Genomic DNA, 14,962 nt, shown 5'->3' with positions numbered 1-14,962 from the left:
TATATTTTTAAATATTCAAGATCAGAAAAATGAAATTAGCCTTTTTTAGCACTAAATCTTACGACAAAGAATTCTTTGATCCTTATCACAAGAAGGACATCGACTTAAAATACTTTGAGGTTAGATTATATAAAGATACCGCCAATCTTGCCAAAGATTATGATGGTGTTTGCGTCTTTGTACATGATGATCTTAATGAAGAAACCTTAGCGATTTTAGCTAAAAATGGCGTGAAATTCGTGGTTTTACGCTGTGCTGGTTTCAATAACGTGGATCTTGTCGCAGCGAAAAGATTTGGAATTAAAGTTTATCGAGTGCCGGCTTATTCCCCCGAAGCAGTGGCAGAACATGCTATTGCCTTAATCCTTACCTTAAATCGAAAAACACATAAGGCCTATAATAGAATCAGAGAAGGTAATTTTTCTTTAGAACGCTTACGTGGTTTCAATCTTCATGGGAAAACAGTAGGTGTGATTGGTACCGGGAAAATAGGTAGCATTTTCGCCAAAAACATGATAGGTTTTAGTTGTAACGTTATCGCCTACGATAAATTCGAAAATCGAGAGATTTTAGCGCAGGGCGGTACATATGTTTCTTTTGAAAAGCTTTTAGAGCAATCTGATATCATCTCTTTACACTGCCCATTAAATCCAGAAACTAAACATATTATTAATAAAGAGAGCTTTAAACTAATGAAAGATGGCATGATGTTAATCAATACCAGCCGCGGCCCATTAATTAACACGGTAGACACTATTGAAGCTTTAAAATCTGGAAAATTAGGCTATTTAGGCATCGATGTTTACGAGCAGGAAGAACAATTATTTTTTAAAGATTTATCTGAAAGTGTGATCAAAGATGATGTCATTGCTCGATTAATTTCGTTTCCAAACGTACTTATTACAGCCCATCAGGGATTTTTAACCAAAGAGGCATTACAGCAAATTGCTGAAGTTACCATACAGAATATTAAAGATTATAAAGCAGGAAGCGAGACCCAAAATCAGCTTAAGCTTTAGTTTGTAAATATCCATTTACAATACCTATTTTTGGGGCATGGAAGAAGGCTTCAATAAACAGGAAAAATTAAAAAGTAAAATTCTTATCGATACACTTTTTGCGGAAGGTGTATCGATAAAGAATTATCCGTTACGATTGGTTTATATTCCTATCCCTTCCAGGAATTCAAAAACAGTTTCAGTTAAAAATCCATATTTTAAGACGGGATTTTCTGTTCCTAAGAAATTTATAAAAACTGCCGTACAGCGAAACCGCATTAAGAGACTAATGCGAGAATCTTTCAGAAAAAATAAGTATATTGTTATGACCGGGGCAAAGCAGCAATATGCATTGATGTTTATTTATCTTTCCCGGGAAGATATTTCTCAAATAAAGATGGAACAGTTGATGGTGAATCTACTGGAACGCTTAAAACAAAAGGAAAAAATAAGCGTTTTAAACTAGGATGAATCCATACTTCATCTTTAAACTAAAAGAAAGGATGAAAAAGAAATTCTATAAAAAAACACTAATCTTAATTTTTGGTGGTGCGGTATTATTCACAAGTTTTGGTTTTAAATCTGATTTCTTTGAAATCGCCAAACAAATTGAAATTTTTACCACGCTTTTTAAGGAAATCAACATGAATTATGTTGATGAAACCAGCCCGGCAGATCTAATGGATACGGCAATAAAATCGATGCTGACCGATTTGGATCCTTATACCAACTTTTGGAGCGAACAGGACGTGCAAAGCTCCAGGATTAATATGGAAGGAGAATATACCGGCATTGGTGCTGCTTTAAAACAAGATGAAGATGTATTGTTAATAACTGAAGTTTACAAAGATTATCCTGCTGATAAAGCCGGACTAAAACCCGGCGATAAAATCACTAGAATTGGAAATACCAAAGTCTCAGATTTTACTGAAGGTGCGCAGGCATTATTAAACGGTTCTGTAAATTCTGCAGTAAATATTACCTACCAGCGGCAGGGCAAAACTCAACAAACCAGCATTAAAAGAAGTTCGGTTGAATTAAAAGCCGTTCCGTTTTATACGCTTTTAGAAGATAATAGCGGCTATGTGGTGCTTAGCAGATTTAACCAAAAAGCTTATGAAGAAACCAGTAGAGCGGTAAAAGATCTTAAGAGCCAGGGCGCAGATAAAATTATTCTGGATCTTAGAGGTAATCCCGGTGGTTTATTGAGCGAAGCAATAAATGTAAGTAACATTTTCCTTGACAAAGGAGAATTGATTACCAGCACCAAATCTGTTATTGAAAAGTATAATAAGGAATATTATACACAAAAAGAACCTATAGACACCAAAATTCCATTAGTAGTTTTAGTGAACGGTCAAAGTGCCTCGGCTAGTGAAATTGTATCTGGCGCCATTCAGGATCTGGATAGAGGAGTCGTGGTAGGTGCGCGTACTTTTGGTAAAGGTTTGGTACAACGACCAAAGGAAATCGCCTATGGCACTCAACTTAAAATTACGATCTCACGTTATTACACTCCAAGCGGACGTTGTATACAGGCCTTAGATTACCGCAAACGGGATGAAAACGGTAAAGCCGTTCGCACCAAAGTAGAAGATTATAACGCTTTTAAAACAAAAAATGGAAGAACGGTTTACGATGGTGGCGGAATTTTACCTGATGTGCGATTAGAATCTTCAGAATACAGTAGTATTACCAGAGCCCTTTTAGAGAAAAATGCAATTTTTAATTATGCTACTAATTACTATTATCAACATGATGTTCAAGATCCGGTAAAATATACGTTTAGCGATGCCGACTTTAATGATTTTAAAAGCTATTTAAAATCAACAGATTTTACCTATAAAACCAATACTGAACAGGAATTAGAAGAATTGTTGATAACTGCACAATCTGAAGGTTTTCAGCAAGATATACTTGATAGTTATAAACAAATCTCCTTAGAAATCGATAAAAGTAAGGCTGAAGAATTGGATCATAAAAAAGATGAAATCAAGTCGGTTTTACAAGACCAGATTATTAAACACTATTTTTACCAGGAAGGTTTATATCAGAACCATGTAGCCAGTAGCCAGGAAATAAAAAAGGCCAGGGAAGTTTTAAACAACCCAGGCCAATATGCTAAGATTCTACAAAATTAAACACTATTTTTTCATGGCAATGTGCGGGATACCATCTTCCAGGTATCCTTCGCCTTCACTTTTAAAACCATGACTTTCATAGAACTTGATTAAATATTGCTGTGCGGAAAGCTTTATATGATCTGTATTAAACCGATCTTTAATCGCTTTTATAGAAGCGGTCAAAATCTGGTGACCATAACCATATTTTCGCTGCTCCTGTTTTACGACCACACGACCAATCGAAGCTTCTTCAAAATAAAAACTTTTATCAAAACAGCGGGTATAAGCAACCATTTCACCATTATGTTTTCCTATAATATGTAAAGCTTTTTCGTCCTTTCCATCAATATCCTGGTATACACAATCCTGCTCTACCACAAAAACTTCAGCTCTCAATTGTAAAATATGATATAATTCGCTTAAGCTAAGTTGGTTGAATTTTTTTATACTTATTTCCATTATTTATCTTAAAAAAAATATATCCCGATTTTTTATAAAACCGGGATATAGCAAAATAGTTTATTAATTACTGGCAGGGAATCTTATCAATCCTCTTTTGGTGTCTTCCCCCTTCAAATTCAGTATTTAAAAAGATCTTTACCATATCTACCGCCTGTTGCGTCGACACAAAACGTGCGGGAATACTTAAAATATTAGCATCATTATGCGCTCTTGATAATTTAGTGATTTCACCGGTCCAACATAATGCACAGCGTATTTTCTGGTGCTTATTAGCGGTCATACTGGCACCGTTACCGCTACCGCAAATAATAATTCCAAAATCTGCTTTTCCGCTTTCAACATCTTCTGCAACGGGATGTACAAAATCGGCATAATCTACACTATCATCTGTATTCGTACCATAATTTTTTACTTCTATACTGGCTTCGTTTTCTAAATATAGCTGAATAAGATTCTTATACTGCGTCCCGGCGTGGTCATTACCAATGGAGATTTTCATAATACTGGTTTTATTAACTACATACAAAGGTATAAAAAGTGCTTATTAACTTACGAATATTGCATTGTTAATTACTTTTAAAATATCCTTTATTATCAGCGTTTTACAATTGACAACAACATGTGGATAACCTTTGATGAGAAAATAAAAACCTAATTTGTTTTATTCATTAAAAATTACAATACCAGCTATAGAAGCATATATCCAAATTATAAGTGGGTTATTTCTCTTCAAGTTTTCAGCAATCAATAACAGGTTATAAACAACCGATGAAATTTAAACTTTCAAGATTTTATATGTTAATTGAAAATTTTAAAATTGTTAAGTAAAGCTTAAAAGCATAAGAAGATCAATAACTTAAGATTTTAATCACCTGTTGATAAGTTGTTATCAAATAATCACAAGTCAAATTCCAAATTATTCATCAGAATTTTATTGCACAAATTAACACGCAATCATATACCATCATTTAAGTTTAAAAAAAAGAAAAGAAAAATAATAGATATATATAATGTGAATAACTATTAAAGATTAAACGATACGAAGATGATTGTTACGTCTAAAAGTTTGGTCTAAAATTTTTTTTGCTTTAGTTAGATGTGATTTATGAATATAAAGTTTAATCCCACCCAATGCAAATGAAGATAAAGGAATTAGATCGATAAGTGTTTCATTTTTAATGTAATAGATAATATTTTCATTATCTAAAAGATGTCTAACCACATGACATTCGTAGGTATATGTAAAACTTTGTAGGTAAATATAATCTTTCATGAACCTGATTGATAGGTACTTAAAGATACATTTTATTTATTAATTGGAATAGGTAATTTTATGCTGGCCGGAAGTTTGTGTAGGATGTAGCTGGGATCTCTGATTTAATGACTTGTTGATATAAGTAAAAAATCCAATCACCCCAAGTAGAAAAATGAGGAAAAATAACAGAAAAAATCTTCTTGATTTGGAGGCTAACAACTTCATTGGTTTAAAACTAGCTAAAATTCTCTCTGAAAATCAGATTACAAATTTAAGAAATTATTAAGATAACTATAACATTTTTAACGTTATAAAATAAAGTTTATTTTATCCCAGAACCGTTAAATTTTGACGGTTTTAGTAAATTTTATCGAAATCACTTAACAAAACTTTACATTCATTTTCATCTAAAATCAGTTATATACACTAATTTTACCGGTATATGAGAATGAAACGAAAGAAAAAAAACAATAAATCCAGTGCAAAACTGGGAAATCTTGATAAAAAGATTACAGATATCCTGCGAAAGGATGCAGGTAAAGCTTATAATTACAAACAAATTGCATCGAAGTTAGGTGTAGACGATCCGAGCAGTCGAAACCAAATTACCAAAAAATTAGCTCAATTAGCTGCAAAAAAAGAAATTAACCAGGTTGATCGTGGTAAATTTATGATAGAAAAAGGAGCTAATTACTACACAGGCGTGCTCGACATGTCGAGCAAAGGATACGGATTTGTAATTGTAGACGAATTTGAGGATGATATTATGATTCCTCAACAAAACTTAAATTCCGCTTTTCATGGGGATGAAGTTGAAATTTATGTTTATAAACATCGACGTAGAAAAAAGTCTGAAGGGGAAATTACCAGGATCATCAAACGTAAACGAACCAGTTTTGTAGGGGTGTTGCAACTGAAGAAGGACTTTGGTTTTGTAGTAGTCGATGACCCTAAAATGTATACCGACTTTTTTGTTCAGAAAAATAAGTTGGGAGAAGCGCAGGATGGGGATAAGGTTTTGGTAGAATTTGATGACTGGCCAAAAAAAGCCGATTCTCCTTTTGGAGTGATTACCAGAGTGCTGGGTACTCCAGGACATCATAATACAGAAATACATTCGATTTTAGCGCAATACGGCCTACCGGCAGATTTTCCTGAAGAGGTGGAAGAATTTGCTAATAAAATCGATACTTCAATTTCAGATCAGCAGATTAAAAAGCGTCGTGATATGCGCGATGTGCTCACTTTTACCATAGATCCAAAAGATGCCAAGGACTTTGATGATGCTTTAAGCTTTAGAAAACTTGACAACGGAAATATAGAACTGGGAGTTCATATCGCCGATGTTTCACACTATCTGCAACCTGATACTATTTTAGATCAAGAAGCCTACGATCGTGCGACTTCGGTTTATTTGGTAGATAGGGTAGTACCGATGCTTCCTGAAATTTTATCAAACGGCGCCTGTTCCCTACGACCAAATGAAGAAAAATATACGTTTTCTGCGGTATTTGAATTAGATAAAAATGCTAAAGTAAAAGATCAATGGTTTGGTAGAACGGTGACTTATTCTGATGCCAGATTTGCTTATGAGGAAGCACAGCATATTATCGAAACCAGGGAAAATAAAATTCCGGAAGATATTTCTATTCGTGAAGAAGGTTCCTATACGGTGGATAATGCTATTGTAGAAGCTGTTTTAGAATTAGATCGTTTGGCAAAGAAAATGCGATCGGTAAGAATGCGTGAGGGTGCAATTTCCTTTGATAAGGTAGAAGTGAAATTTCATTTAGATGAAGAAAATGAACCTATAGGGGTATTCTTTAAAACTTCTAAAGATGCTAACAAACTTATTGAAGAGTTTATGCTCTTGGCCAATAAAAAAGTAGCGGAATTTATAGGAAAGCAGAAACCTAAGAAAACTTTTGTTTATCGATGCCACGACGAGCCCAATGAAGAGAAATTAGCGTCTTTACAAACCGTTGTAGGTCGCTTTGGTCATTCACTTAATCTAAGTGACAGAAAAAGCGTTACGAGCTCTCTAAATAGCCTTTTAAAGAATGTACAGGGTAAAAAAGAACAAAATCTTGTAGATACGCTGGCAATTCGTACCATGAGTAAAGCTTATTACGGTACAGAAAATATAGGGCATTATGGTTTAGCTTTTGAGTATTATACTCATTTTACTTCACCAATTAGGCGTTATCCAGATGTAATGGTACATCGTTTGTTACAACAGTATCTGGATGGTGCAGCATCAGCCAGTGAAGATGTTTATGATGAAAAATGCCATCACAGTAGTGAGATGGAAAATCTTGCGGCGAATGCCGAGCGGGATTCCATAAAATACATGCAGGTGAAGTTTATGCAGGATCACCAGGATGAAGAGTTTCTTGGGGTGATTTCTGGAGTGACCGATTGGGGAATTTTTGTGGAGATCGAACAAAATAAATGTGAAGGAATGATTCGTTTAAGAGACTTATCAGACGATCATTACGAATTTAATGAAGAGCATTATGCTGTGATTGGTCGAAAAACCAAAAAGGTATATCAACTTGGGGATGAGGTGTATGTAAAAGTTAAAAATGCCGACCTGGTGAAACGTCACCTGGATTTTACCATGTTGGGATTAAAAGAAGATTTTAAAGGATAGTTTTTAATAATTGTAAAAATGAAAAATTTATTAATTATTGCTTTTATGGCTTTTGGATTCGCTGTAAATGCGCAGGAAACAAAACATGATCTTGCCGATTTTCAGAAGATTTTCGTGTATGATGGTTTGCCGGTAAAACTGGTACGATCTGATGAAAATAAAGCGGTAGTAACCGGAGAGAGTAGGGAAGATGTTGAATTTGATATCGAAAATGCGACCTTAAAAATTAAATTAGGGATTGATAACATTTTTGATGATGACGATGATACTCAGGTGTTGCTTTATTATAAAAGTATCGACGAAGTGAGAGCAAAGCAAAATGCTTCAGTGATGATAGCCGACAAAATTAATGCTGAATTTTTCACGTTGGAAGCTCAGGAAGGGGCTGATATTACTGGAGAATTTGAGGTGGATAATTTAATTGCTCTTATAAGAAGTGGAGGAGAAATAACACCCTCAGGAAACGTAAAACATCAGGAAGTGAATATTAATACCGGAGGAAAGTATTATGCTAAAAATCTTCAATCTGATTATTTAAACGTAGATATTAAGGCAGGCGGTGTAGCCGATGTTACTGTTTCTGGAAAAGTAACCGCTAAGGTTAGGGCGGGAGGTACCGTAAACGTTTATGGTGATCCCGAAGAGATCGATAAAAGCACTTTATTTGGTGGTAAAGTCGTGAGAAAAAACTAATCTTTTATTTTTGCACTCTAAATAAAGCTTATGCTACATGATATTTTAGCAGCCATGCCATTAGGCTTATTTCTGGCTTTTATGTTAGGACCGGTATTTTTCGTATTACTGGAAACCGCAGCCATAAAAGGATTTAGGGCAGCTATATCTTTTGATTTAGGTGTAATAATAGCAGATACCGTTTTTTTATTTATTGCTTATCTAAGTACAACTAAATTACTGGAAAGAATTAAAGACGATCCTGCGTTGTTCATTTTTGGAGGTGTAATTCTTACCACTTATGGTATTATGACATTTATCCAAACCAAAAAAGCATTGCCACAGGAAGAAGAAAGTCCGGATATTCGTAAACTCGGAAAAAGTGATTATCTGGGATTGGCATTAAAAGGTTTTTTACTTAATTTTATTAATGTTGGTGTACTTGGTTTCTGGTTGGGATTAATCATTGTTTTTGGTCCGCGATTAGAAATGGATGGTAATAGAATCCTCGTGTTTTTTAGTACTGTTTTAATCACTTACCTAATTGTTGATATCTTTAAGATTTTACTCGCCAAAAAACTAAACCGTAAACTCACTCCGGGTAGAATTTACATCATGAAAAAAGGTATTAGTGTGATGTTAGTGGTCTTTGGTATTGTATTGATATCACAGGGTGCATTTCCAGGTGAAGTAAACGAAATAAGGGAACAAATCGACAATATTACTCCGGGAGAAGGCATAGGCTTTTTCGAATAAAATGAAATAATTAGTCCTACTGAAAATCTAATTTTTATCCCTGATCCAGGTTCTAAACAAAGAATTATTTTTTAACAAATGCCTCATGATCTTGCACTGAGTTAATTTGCTGAAAATAATAGCTATAAAAAAAGGCTTTCCATATTGATGGAAAGCCTTTTGTTTGTAGAGGCATCGAGCGGATTCGAACCGCTGTACATGGTTTTGCAGACCACTGCCTAGCCACTCGGCCACGATGCCCTTTTATTAGGGAACGCAAATGTAATAAAAATTTTAAGTTCTAAAACTAAAAATCTACCTGGATTTACTTCTGGTTACGCTAACCATTGCCACATTGCCTCCTATTGGAGGATTAATTTTTGATACTGAAACGGTTACCTTTTGTACCAATATAATTTCTTTTAGTACCCGATTGTTAATTCGTTCTGCAACACTTTCTAAAAGTTTAGAACGTAAAGCCATTTCTTCTTTTACAATGTTATTTAAATGAACGTAATCGATGGTATCTGCTAATTCATCAGATTTTCCCGAATTAGAGAGATCGCCCTTTACTTTAAGATCAACACTATAATCACTTCCTATCTTTCCTTCTTCCTCCAAACAACCGTGATAAGCGAATACCTTGATATTTTTTAATTTTATACTTCCCAAAATTATTTTTTTGTAAAAATAAGGTTTAAAATTTTTTCTTGGGTGTTTCTCCGGTAACAACTTTTAAGCTATCAATATATTTTCCTTCGATGCCCATAATAAAGCAAGTATATAACTTTTGAGATTGAATAGTGAGTTGTTCTTGTGCTACGTTTACTTTACTCCCTTTTAATTTCCAGTTCACTTTTTGCTGAAGTGGCAAAAGCGCTTTTGTCTTGGAAACTTTGGGATAGGTAAGTGAAGACAGTGACACTGTTTTTTTATCTGAAGTGGCTACTGCCGAAATCTCTTCTACACCGGCAGCGAAATGAACCCATCTTATTTTTGCTTCGTCTTTACCGCATTCAAATTCATCGTTCAAAATTTTGAATTGCGGTAAATTTCCGTTTGGCATCGTCGCTTCTTCACCTTCTACAATTTCGTGTAATTTTGTTTTGCTGGTTTTTTCATTGGTAGTGGGATTTTCCTGTAAAATTCCATAAAGCATCAAAGTATAAACTCCGCTGTTACCAATACCTACTTTTTTCTTTAACAATAACTGGTTTTCAGCTTTTACTTCTACTGTATAAGTTCCAGAATTTATAGATTGATAATCTGTTAATTCGGTATACTTCAGTTGTTGTTGAAGAGTAGATTCACCATTTTTTGTAAAGATAATTTTTACCGGGCGATCAGTGAACATAAACTGTCCTATGCGCAGTTTTGAAGGTTTTTGTTGAGAAGAATGACAACTAAGAAGTAGTAGCATTCCCATGAATAGCGTTATAAATTTAGTTTTCATCTTCCTGGGCTTTTTGTTGTGTTTTTTCTTTCTTCTTCAGTAAGTAGGGTCTTCCCATAATGATAAGTAACACCACGGCTAAAATTCCGCCTAGGGCAACGGGTTTAGAAATCACCAATCTAAAAATTAAGGCTACTCCCACTAAAATCCCAATGATAATGCCAATTAACGGGATCCATTTTCGTTTTTCAGATTCGCGATAAGCAATCCAATTTACAATCCCAAAGGTAAATAAGAAGGCCAAACTTGCTGCTTCTACCAATGAACTCAACGAGCCTACAATAGCTAAGGTGCCGGCTAAAGTACCTAGAACAATGATCGATCGATCGGGTACATCGTTTTTATTGGTGTGATCAAACCAGGAAGGAAGTTCGTTTTTAGAGGCAATACGTTTGGATAAATTGGCCGTGGAAAATAGAGTGGAATTGATGGCTGCGGCTGTTGCAAATCCTGCAGCAACCGTCATTACTATAAGTCCGGTTTTTCCAAAAGCCGATTCGGCCGAAATGGACAAAGCAATTTCTTTAAAACTAATCATAGACGTAGCACCACCCACCATGGTTGCTCCTAACGCTACTACCGCATAAAGGATGACCACAAATATGACAGCGCTCATTAAAGTAGGCATAAAGCTCTTTTCAGGATTTTTAATTTTATCGTATTCGTAGGTAAGTAGCTGAAAGCCTTCGTATGCCATAAATATGGAAGCTCCTCCAATTAAACTTGACCAAATAGGTCGAGGACTGATTCCCGCGGTAAGTTGAGAGGTGTCCCAATTGGCCAGTCCGTAAATGCCTAACGCCAGTAATACTAGTAGGTTCACCGATACGATAATAATCTCTACATTGGTCAGTTTTCCTACTCCGGCTAAATTCAATAAAATTAAAGCGATGACAATCCCGGCGGCAAGTAAACGCATTAATAAAGGATTGCCATGAAAAGCAAACGATAGGTAGTGTCCAAAAGCATAAGCGTAAACCGATATCGTTAAGACATACCCGATAATTAACAACCAGCTGAGGTTTCCGGCCATTTTTTTATCGTTTACTTTTTCCAGAAATACAAAGGCACCGCCTTCTTCGTGAAATTTATTAGTTAGGAACACATAACTATAGGCTGATGGTATGGCGATTAGTCCTGTAAGGACAAAAGCGAGCCAGGTCCACTGTGCCGAAACGGCAATGACAACACCCAGCACGGTGTATATACCACCGCCTACCATTCCGCCTGCGGCAAGTGCCCAAACTGATAACGGATTTAGTTTCGAGGAATTATTGCTCATCTTAATACAGGTTTTAAAGATGGAATAATAGAGGTTTTGTAGTAGTTCATCATTATTTTTTTGCTCTTATAAAATTAAAGAATATCGATGTGACGAACTTTGTATAACTTAGGTTTAGGTTTATTTTAACCCAATTAGTTCATTCCGGTTAGTCTCCAGTGAATTATAAATCAGGAAACTTATCTAAGATTTAGAGACGTGATTATGGGATTATACTTTTAAAGAATGATTATTTTTTATTTTCTAATTGTTTTACTCCTGCAAGGCGATTTTATTTTTGATAACTTTGCTTTTTTACAAGAAAAATTATGGCGGAAGAAAAGAAGTCTCTAAATTTTATTGAGCAAATTATAGAAGAAGATCTAAAGGCAGATTATAAAAGGGAAAAACTGATGTTTCGTTTCCCACCAGAGCCTAATGGCTATCTGCATATTGGGCATGCTTCTTCTATTTGTTTAAATTTTGGTTTGGGAGAAAAATATGATGCTCCTGTAAATTTAAGGTTCGACGATACCAATCCCATAAAAGAAGAAAAGGAATTTGTTGAAGCTATTAAGAGAGATGTGGAATGGCTTGGCTATAAATGGGCTAAGGAATGTTATGCATCAGATTATTTTCAGCAGTTGTACGATTGGGCGGTAGAAATGATTAAGAATGGCGATGCATATGTAGACAGTCAGACTTCTGAAGCCATCGCGCAGCAAAAAGGAACACCAACACAGCCAGGTACAGAAAGTCCTTACAGGAATCGTAGTGTAGAGGAGAATTTGGATTTATTCGAACAAATGAAGAATGGAGAAACTCCTGAAGGTGCACATGTGCTTCGCGCTAAAATCGATATGTCCAGTGGTAATATGTTAATGCGGGATCCTATTATGTATCGATGTGTTCATAAACCACATCATCGTACGGAAGGGGAATGGAAAATCTACCCAATGTACGACTGGGCACACGGGGAAAGCGATTTTATCGAGCAGGTTTCCCATTCTTTTTGTACCCTGGAGTTTTTACCGCATAGAGAGTTATATAACTGGTTTATTGCCAAAGTAAGTAAACCTGGGGAGTTTATCCCAAAGCAGCGGGAATTTGCGCGAAGAAACCTTAGCCATACAGTGGTAAGTAAACGAAAACTGGCACAACTTGTAGAAAAGGGAATTGTAGAATCATGGGATGATCCCAGGATGCCAACCATCTCTGGGTTAAGAAGACGTGGATATACTCCTGCCGCTATTAAAAATTTTGCTGATTCTATTGGTGTTGGGAAGCGTGAAAATATGATCGATGTAGCGCATTTAGAATTTTGTGCACGTGAAGATCTAAATAAAATCACACCCCGTGTAATGGGTGTTCTAGATCCTGTGAAGTTGGTAATTACTAATTATCCTGAGGGAGAAGAAGAGTGGTTAGAAGCCGAAAATAATCCGGAAGATGAAACCGCGGGTACAAGACAGGTTCCCTTTAGCCGCGAATTATATATCGAGAGAGAAGACTTTAAAGAAAGTGCAAATCGTAAGTTCTTTAGATTAACTTTAGGTAAGGAAGTTCGTTTAAAGAATGCCTATATTATTAAAGGAGAAGATGTACTTAAAGACGAAGAAGGTACTATTCTGGAAATTCATTGTACTTACGATCCCAAGAGTAAAAGTGGTAGTGGGACTGAAGAGTCCTTAAGAAAGGTAAAAGGAACATTGCACTGGGTTTCTATAAAGCATGCATTAAAAGCTGAGGTTCGTCTTTATGATCGCTTGTTTACAGAAGAAGCTCCCGATGGAGTAAAGGATAAGGATTTTCTTGAATTTGTAAATCCCAATTCTTTAAATACTATTACAGGTTTTGTGGAACCGAGTTTAAGTACTGCTGAAGAGTTAGAGAAATTCCAGTTCCAGAGAATAGGTTATTTTTGTATTGATAGAGATAGTACTAAAGATCATCTGGTTTTTAATAGAACAGTGGGTTTAAGAGATAGTTGGGCCAAAATGCAAAAGTAAATTTTGGATAAGTGCTTGTTTAAGAATATTTTAGTATTGGTAAAATACATATTAACCGGTTATTAACAGGGCTTAAGCTGTTGATACCGTATATTTGATAGAAAGTATTAATCAAAAACTTATTTATTATGGCAAATACAGGAAGCACATTGTTAGCATTAGTAACCGGCGCAGCTATTGGAGCTGGAATTGGGTTATTATATGCTCCCGATAAAGGTGAAAAAACAAGAAAGAAACTTAAGAAAGATGCTTTAGACGCACAGGATCGTTTTAATAAGAAATATAACGAAACAGCTTCTAATCTAACAGAGAAAGCTAAAAAAGCAAAATTTGATTTTGAAGAAAGATTAGAAGAAACACTTTCTAATGCGAGCCATAAAGCAGACGATATCCTTTCAGCAATGGAATCAAAATTAGAAGAATTGAGAAAACAAAACGCGAAGTTACAAAAGGAAGTTAAGAAGGAAGAGGCTGAAACTAAAGCGAATAAAGTAGTGGTATAATATTTATGGCGTTTGAAAAACTAAGTAATAGTATAGACGAACTTAATGACAACGTTAGGGCATTTACGCATAGTAATGCTGAATATTATAAACTTTTAATATTTAAACAAACAACAAAGTCAGCAATATTGCTGGTGATGTTTTTGATTGTAGCTTTTGCGCTAAGCACTGCCGTGGCTTTTTTATCCCTTGGGGTTGCTTTTGCAATTAGTGCTGCCTTGGATCAACCATCTTCTGGATTTTTTATCGTCGGTGGTTTTTATTTGGTTGTGATTGTTTTATTTGTGATCTTCGGAAAAAAACCGCTAAGCAAGTTTATGCTTAAGAAGTTTTCACGGGAAATTTTTAATGAAGAGAATTAAATGAAGCAGTATACCAGTTTTGAAGAAATAGACAGGGATCTGAAAATTTTAAAACTTCAGGCTCAAATCGATAAGGAAGAAATTAAACTAACGATAGAGGAAGTGAAAGATTCTTTATCTCCACTTCGTATTGTAGGAAATACTGTTGGCGCAATAATGCAAAAAGCAATCGTTTTAAAGGCTGTAGCGAAGATGTTTGGAATAAAACGTGTATAACCTTACCTAATTTAACGTGAGTTCGATGTAAGAAAAGGTAAAAAAGAAGGATTGCACAACAAAGAAAAAGCAGAAAATCAGTATATTTAAGTATCTAAATTTCAAATATTTAACTAATATTCTGCTTATGATTTCTACTGATAAAATTACTGAAATTTTCTGTTTTATTGATGAGTTTCATCAAGAATTTGAACAAGCCCATCAAGGACATCTTCTTGAAGCTGATTGCAGCATCAAAAGAAGGAATAGAAAATCCAAAC

At 35.1% G+C, this 14,962-nt stretch carries 15 protein-coding genes, 1 tRNA gene and 1 pseudogene; 11 read left to right on the top strand and 6 right to left on the bottom strand.

Annotated elements, in window-relative coordinates; translation table 11 throughout:
* Positions 1-29: 29 nt before the first annotated feature.
* The 3 genes from AC13DP_RS10570 to AC13DP_RS10560 are packed head-to-tail and all read left to right on the top strand — an operon-like array spanning position 30 to position 3,139.
* Positions 30-1,019: a 2-hydroxyacid dehydrogenase gene (locus tag AC13DP_RS10570; protein WP_347406035.1), complete on the top strand. Its 990-nt coding sequence runs from the start codon at positions 30-32 to the stop codon at positions 1,017-1,019.
* A 37-nt stretch (positions 1,020-1,056) separates the two neighbouring features.
* Positions 1,057-1,464, top strand: a complete 408-nt coding sequence (gene rnpA / locus AC13DP_RS10565; protein WP_013069527.1) for a ribonuclease P protein component — start codon at positions 1,057-1,059, stop codon at positions 1,462-1,464.
* Positions 1,465-1,501: 37 nt separating this feature from the next.
* The gene (locus AC13DP_RS10560; RefSeq protein WP_347406036.1) at positions 1,502-3,139 is read left to right on the top strand and encodes a S41 family peptidase; all 1,638 of its coding nucleotides are present in this window, start codon (positions 1,502-1,504) and stop codon (positions 3,137-3,139) included.
* A 3-nt stretch (positions 3,140-3,142) separates the two neighbouring features.
* Here AC13DP_RS10560 and AC13DP_RS10555 read toward each other — a convergent pair whose 3' ends face one another.
* Both AC13DP_RS10555 and AC13DP_RS10550 read right to left on the bottom strand, forming a co-directional pair.
* The gene (locus AC13DP_RS10555; RefSeq protein WP_347406037.1) at positions 3,143-3,580 is read right to left on the bottom strand and encodes a GNAT family N-acetyltransferase; all 438 of its coding nucleotides are present in this window, start codon (positions 3,578-3,580) and stop codon (positions 3,143-3,145) included.
* Positions 3,581-3,647: 67 nt separating this feature from the next.
* A complete protein-coding gene (locus tag AC13DP_RS10550) occupies positions 3,648-4,082 on the bottom strand; it encodes an RpiB/LacA/LacB family sugar-phosphate isomerase (protein WP_339809963.1) in 435 nt (144 codons plus the stop codon).
* A gap of 1,204 nt (positions 4,083-5,286) precedes the next feature.
* Between AC13DP_RS10550 and rnr the strand changes: the two genes are divergently transcribed.
* Genes rnr through AC13DP_RS10535 form a run of 3 tightly spaced genes read left to right on the top strand, consistent with a single transcriptional unit; the run spans position 5,287 to position 8,919 of the window.
* On the top strand, positions 5,287-7,491 hold the full coding sequence (rnr, locus tag AC13DP_RS10545; RefSeq protein ID WP_347406104.1) for a ribonuclease R: 2,205 nt from the start codon (positions 5,287-5,289) through the stop codon (positions 7,489-7,491).
* An 18-nt stretch (positions 7,492-7,509) separates the two neighbouring features.
* Complete coding sequence (locus AC13DP_RS10540) at positions 7,510-8,184, top strand: head GIN domain-containing protein (RefSeq protein WP_013069534.1); 675 nt, start codon at positions 7,510-7,512, stop codon at positions 8,182-8,184.
* 30 nt (positions 8,185-8,214) lie between these two features.
* Entirely contained in the window at positions 8,215-8,919 is a 705-nt protein-coding gene (locus tag AC13DP_RS10535) for a LysE family translocator (protein WP_013069535.1), read from the top strand.
* A gap of 169 nt (positions 8,920-9,088) precedes the next feature.
* Here AC13DP_RS10535 and AC13DP_RS10530 read toward each other — a convergent pair.
* From AC13DP_RS10530 to AC13DP_RS10515, 4 genes are all read right to left on the bottom strand, one after another.
* A tRNA-Cys gene (locus AC13DP_RS10530) sits at positions 9,089-9,159 on the bottom strand.
* A gap of 54 nt (positions 9,160-9,213) precedes the next feature.
* The gene (folB, locus tag AC13DP_RS10525) at positions 9,214-9,570 is read right to left on the bottom strand and encodes a dihydroneopterin aldolase (RefSeq protein ID WP_013069536.1); all 357 of its coding nucleotides are present in this window, start codon (positions 9,568-9,570) and stop codon (positions 9,214-9,216) included.
* Between the two features lie 25 nt (positions 9,571-9,595).
* Complete coding sequence (locus AC13DP_RS10520; RefSeq protein ID WP_483067758.1) at positions 9,596-10,351, bottom strand: DUF4397 domain-containing protein; 756 nt, start codon at positions 10,349-10,351, stop codon at positions 9,596-9,598.
* Positions 10,341-11,633 (bottom strand): APC family permease, encoded by a 1,293-nt coding sequence (locus AC13DP_RS10515; RefSeq protein ID WP_483067757.1) that lies wholly within the window; start codon positions 11,631-11,633, stop codon positions 10,341-10,343. Before AC13DP_RS10515 ends, AC13DP_RS10520 begins: the two co-directional genes overlap by 11 nt.
* 308 nt (positions 11,634-11,941) lie before the next feature.
* Between AC13DP_RS10515 and AC13DP_RS10510 the strand changes: the two genes are divergently transcribed.
* The 5 genes and pseudogenes from AC13DP_RS10510 to AC13DP_RS10490 form a co-directional block, all read left to right on the top strand.
* Entirely contained in the window at positions 11,942-13,621 is a 1,680-nt protein-coding gene (locus AC13DP_RS10510; RefSeq protein ID WP_339809951.1) for a glutamine--tRNA ligase/YqeY domain fusion protein, read from the top strand.
* A gap of 128 nt (positions 13,622-13,749) precedes the next feature.
* Positions 13,750-14,124: a YtxH domain-containing protein gene (locus AC13DP_RS10505; protein ID WP_013069540.1), complete on the top strand. Its 375-nt coding sequence runs from the start codon at positions 13,750-13,752 to the stop codon at positions 14,122-14,124.
* A 5-nt stretch (positions 14,125-14,129) separates the two neighbouring features.
* Positions 14,130-14,486, top strand: a complete 357-nt coding sequence (locus tag AC13DP_RS10500) for a phage holin family protein (RefSeq protein ID WP_013069541.1) — start codon at positions 14,130-14,132, stop codon at positions 14,484-14,486.
* Entirely contained in the window at positions 14,487-14,702 is a 216-nt protein-coding gene (locus tag AC13DP_RS10495) for a DUF6327 family protein (RefSeq protein WP_228251963.1), read from the top strand.
* A gap of 127 nt (positions 14,703-14,829) precedes the next feature.
* A pseudogene (locus AC13DP_RS10490) lies at positions 14,830-14,962 on the top strand (IS982 family transposase); the annotation flags it as partial.

It is taken from the genome of Zunongwangia sp. L-65, from assembly GCF_056859415.1.
This window is presented reverse-complemented; position numbering and strand designations above follow the sequence as displayed.